The sequence below is a fragment of the Clostridium sp. AM42-4 genome (assembly GCF_003480105.1).
GTDB lineage: Bacteria > Bacillota > Clostridia > Lachnospirales > Lachnospiraceae > Brotaphodocola.
Genome location: NZ_QUIK01000006.1, coordinates 1 through 4,158, shown reverse-complemented (window position 1 = coordinate 4,158; position 4,158 = coordinate 1). Strand labels below are relative to the sequence as shown.

6 protein-coding genes are annotated in these 4,158 nt (G+C 40.0%); 3 read left to right on the top strand and 3 right to left on the bottom strand.

Annotated features, from left to right (window positions below):
• Positions 1–399 precede the first annotated feature (399 nt).
• Positions 400–1,410, top strand: a complete 1,011-nt coding sequence (locus DW922_RS06025; RefSeq protein ID WP_118542927.1) for a site-specific integrase — start codon at positions 400–402, stop codon at positions 1,408–1,410.
• A 13-nt stretch (positions 1,411–1,423) separates the two neighbouring features.
• The gene (locus DW922_RS06020; protein ID WP_118542928.1) at positions 1,424–1,870 is read left to right on the top strand and encodes a hypothetical protein; all 447 of its coding nucleotides are present in this window, start codon (positions 1,424–1,426) and stop codon (positions 1,868–1,870) included.
• Here the strand turns inward: DW922_RS06020 and DW922_RS17385 are convergent.
• Positions 1,805–2,224, bottom strand: a complete 420-nt coding sequence (locus tag DW922_RS17385; protein ID WP_147353364.1) for a hypothetical protein — start codon at positions 2,222–2,224, stop codon at positions 1,805–1,807. The genes DW922_RS06020 and DW922_RS17385 overlap by 66 nt on opposite strands.
• 38 nt (positions 2,225–2,262) lie before the next feature.
• The gene (locus tag DW922_RS06015) at positions 2,263–2,589 is read right to left on the bottom strand and encodes a hypothetical protein (protein WP_118542929.1); all 327 of its coding nucleotides are present in this window, start codon (positions 2,587–2,589) and stop codon (positions 2,263–2,265) included.
• 368 nt (positions 2,590–2,957) lie between these two features.
• Here DW922_RS06015 and DW922_RS06010 point away from each other — a divergent pair, with 368 nt between their 5' ends.
• Positions 2,958–3,551 (top strand): hypothetical protein, encoded by a 594-nt coding sequence (locus DW922_RS06010; protein WP_243032080.1) that lies wholly within the window; start codon positions 2,958–2,960, stop codon positions 3,549–3,551.
• Positions 3,552–3,738: 187 nt separating this feature from the next.
• Here the strand turns inward: DW922_RS06010 and DW922_RS06005 are convergent.
• On the bottom strand, positions 3,739–4,158 hold a 420-nt coding region (locus tag DW922_RS06005), incomplete at its 5' end, for a response regulator (RefSeq protein ID WP_147353363.1).

Genomic DNA, 4,158 nt, shown 5'->3' with positions numbered 1-4,158 from the left:
ATGCAGAGAAAAGGAATCGAAAAAAGCGTGGTATCTACATTGTAGATACCGTGATCTACAATGCAGATGCAGTAGGAGCTTATAATATTTTGAGAAAGTATCATGCCGTATCCGGTAAAGAAATTGATATGCCCGTAACCGGGCTGAGCAGTACAAAAACAATAAAAGTAGCTGTGTAACCCATCTGGGTAGCAGTACGGGTGTCATGGACGCACCTCTGAAGCTACGGAACTATGCTTCGTAATCAGATGCTCGGTAATTCAATTGCCGATGTAGTTCACTACGCATCTGGCACTATTTGTTCGAATATATGTTCCACTTTCGTTGATTTCAATTCTTTCTCATAGTATAATAAATCTATACTAGGACTGTATCATCACCCGATTTGAGGAGGATTTCATGCAAATATCCGAAGAAATATTCCAGAATATTTTAGAGCAGCCGGATCCAGTAGATTTATCACGGCTTACTCCCTATTGCTCCGACTTTACACTGGATGCATTTTCTCAATACCGTAAACATTTCAAAAATACGAGAACAGCGAATGAATATGCCTATATGTTTGCTGATTTTTTCAACTTACTGAAAAAGGACATTCAGCAGATATCTGCAGAGGATGTGCATTATTACTTTTCTTCTGTGCGCGATAAATATTCCACTCATTCCTTATGCACACGGATCCGTGCATTGCGAGCATTTGCACGGTATTTAGATGCAGAAGCCTGCAACGACACGGATGATGTCGATATGGTAGTCCCAGATCTTCAACGTGAGGAGCCTGCAGAAATTTCAGATACTGGAAGATTTTCCGGACTCTTTCCAGAGTTTTCTTTCGAATGTGAACAGCCACTTGTTGTTGGGATAACCATGCGGGATATCGACCGCGTATTATCTACACTTATGGATGAACAGAATGTAACCTTGTTTGCAATTATTTCACTGGTTCTTCGCACGGGCTTAACAACGGAAGAAATTTGTGGCTTAAAAATCCAGCAGCTGGTTACCAATGGCCAGACTGATCAGTGTGGGATTATGATTTTGGGAATCAGGAACCGTTTTATCAAGGTTCCATCTGACCTCTTCTCACTGCTACTACTGCTTTCCGAGCAAACATACAATGAAACAGGTAATCTTTTTCTAACCAGACTCAAGCAATGCCCATTTACTCAGCGCAACTTGTTATTGGAAATCAAAAAGGCCTGCCTGCGGGCCGGAGTTCGTCCTTTCACGCTGCAGCAGCTCCGTAATTTTTCCATTCTTTTAATGCTGCGCAGCCACGCCCCTGAAGAGGTGGTATCAGACTATGTTTCAACAGACTCCAGATGGATGACCAGATACAAAGAGGCTGCGCCGAGCCTAAACGCTGCCCCTTGTGATTATGTAGCCTTATCCTTGCGATATAATAGCTAGGAGGAAATGAAGTGTGAACCGACTGCCCTTTTTCAAAAGAAAACAAAAATCAAATTCATTTGAGCAGCTCTTAACTGCAACTGCTGTAAAGTCGACTGCCATTAATATAGATTTTATCCGGTCTCACATTGAGCGCGGCCTGCGGCAGTGGCTTTTCGCCCAATTAAAACAGGATATTGATCTGCTGCCGGATGCTGCCTTGACAGAAAAGTTTTTCTACGAATCACAGGATTATATCATTAGGGGATTATATGGTTTCCCCGCTATTCGTTCAATCCAGGAAATTGAATTGACAGATGCTTCATTTAAAGATTATGATAACTCCTGTTTGCACTCCATTACTAGCATCCAATTTGTATTTCAATATACTGTAAAAGCATCCCGTACTTATACCCTACGCTGCACGGCTGTAAATAGCACAAGGTTTGGTTGGCAGATCAACCAGGTCACCCAGATTTAGGATAATAAGCGAGAATCCTCGGTTATTCAATTGCCGAGATGAAAGCGTCTGAAACGCAAGCAAAATCGAAAATACGTTCGATTTTGCTTGCGTTTCTTTCCATGTAACACTATCTATACTATCGACTCCTAAGTTGCCAACATGTACAACTAATTTATTGTAATATGGATTTACAGTTATTGGAATCAAATTAGGAACTCTTGTTGTAGATGTATTATCTTCTGTATAAGTAATCTCTGGCAAGAAGCGTGAATCTACTGGTTTCTCATTTGCGGCAAAAGCTGTGATGTTGGAAGATACTATCATTACAGCGACCAAAAAGAAACTTACAAAATGTCTAATGAATTTCTTCATACTTTTCCTCCTTTTCATATTAACTCAAAGCTACGGTATTATATTCCGCAGATAGTGAAGCATTCTTCTGTTTCAAAACATACTTGAACCCAGTTGTCAATTTCAGCAATAATTTTAAAACTACATGGAAAATCTTTTTTCGTTACTTGCTTCACATTATTCCACTCGCTTGGAATTACTGTTGTGACTCCAAAATAAGAGAAATGATTTAAACAAATATTAAAAATTTTTTCCAGTTCCATCTGCTGAAATAAATCTTCTGGAATATAGAGAGAATCCTCCAACCAATGTGTCCCAGAAAAAGTCCCTTTCATAAACTCGAATACATCATGCTCTGTAAGTTTATTCTTTGTAAGTAAATTCAATGGGATCCCCTTCTTTCTGAACTATCCTTTTGTATAAATTACACAACAAATAACTATAAAAAGCAATTTATTTCTACTTATTTTTAGAGTATTTTTAGAGTATTTAGTGGTAAGATTTTTATTATTCGCTTACTTTACGGAATAGTGCGGCTGCTGCCTATCAAATTCTTGTGTGTTACTCTACCGCACATGAGCATTCCCAGCCGGATTGTAACTGGGGATGGGACTCCCATCGGGAATGTTATTTCTTCGGCTACCACCTCTACATGTATGTGGCCTCCGATTCCCATAGTGACCTTCCCGTATTCCCTCTTTTAGAGCGTGCTTCCCGGCATGATATGCTTTCTTTTCTGCATTCTTTTTTCTCCATGAAAGCATACCTTCCGGAGTTCCGTATTGAAAAACTCCTTCTGGATTCCGCCCATGACGCTTATGCTGTCTATGAGTACTGCAGACAGAAAAATATCACTCCCTTTATCGACCTTAATCCCGGACATACCGGACATTTCACTTATAAGGACGATTTCACCATTGATGAGGACGGCGTCCCGATCTGTAAGATGGGCTTACATATGCATAAAGACGGATATGAGGCTTCTAAGCACCGGGCGAAATACCGTTGTCCAAAATCAAATCGGACACGTGGCTGCTTCTGTGAGCATCCCTGTTCACCTGCAAAATACGGAAGAACCGTACACATTTTTACGGCAGATAATCCAAGATTATTTAACATACCGCCAAGAGACAGTAAAGCATGGAAAAAGGAATATGATGGAAGTACTTCCGTAGAACGCTCCAACAAGCGTGAGAAAGAGGACTATAAATTAGAAGACGGCAGACACCGCTCTACAAGGATGTGGTACTGCCGCCTCTATGGCATCATGATTCTACAACATCTTGATGCCTGGGAAATGCCATCTATCGAGGCATTTCAAGAATCATTATTAGGATTGACCGCCTAATAATGATATATTAAGCGATTCCATAAGATTTTTCAAGGCATAGTACCAGCTATGTCCAATGTTTATGTTCATTTTTCTCAAATTTCTTTTTCTACACGATATTCAGTTGTCAATTTTCAGTTAGAACCTCATTCGTTGAGTTTCCGAAAAGTTATATTTCATCGCTTATTTAACACTGCCCTATCAATTATTTCACCAATTTATGAATTACTTTTATCAGTAATTCCACATCAACTGGCTTAGCAACATGTTCATCCATCCCTGCTTCTTTTGCTTTTATTCTGTCCTCCGTGAACGCATTTGCTGTCATTGCAATGATCGGTACCTCCTTTGCATCCTCTCTGTCCAGAGACCTAATCATCTTTGTAGCTTCATAACCATTCATTACCGGCATCATAATGTCCATAAGAATGACATCAAATTCACCAGGTTCACTATTTCTGAACAGTTCAACAGCTTCCTGACCATCCCAGGCTTTTGTCACGTCAGCACCTTCATTCTGAAGCACAAATTCGGCGATTTCCATATTCAGCTCATTATCTTCCGCCAGAAGAATATGAAATCCCTTTATAGATTTTTCGGATACATCCTTCTGTTCTTCACGTTT

What these genes read in the sequence shown, in the direction of transcription:
- DW922_RS06025 (WP_118542927.1), top strand. Translation starts at nt 400, where the DNA reads ATGCAAATATCCGAAGAAATATTCCAGAATATTTTAGAGCAGCCGGAT.
- DW922_RS17385 (WP_147353364.1), bottom strand. Translation starts at nt 2,224, where the DNA reads ATGAAGAAATTCATTAGACATTTTGTAAGTTTCTTTTTGGTCGCTGTA.
- DW922_RS06010 (WP_243032080.1), top strand. Translation starts at nt 2,958, where the DNA reads ATGAAAGCATACCTTCCGGAGTTCCGTATTGAAAAACTCCTTCTGGAT.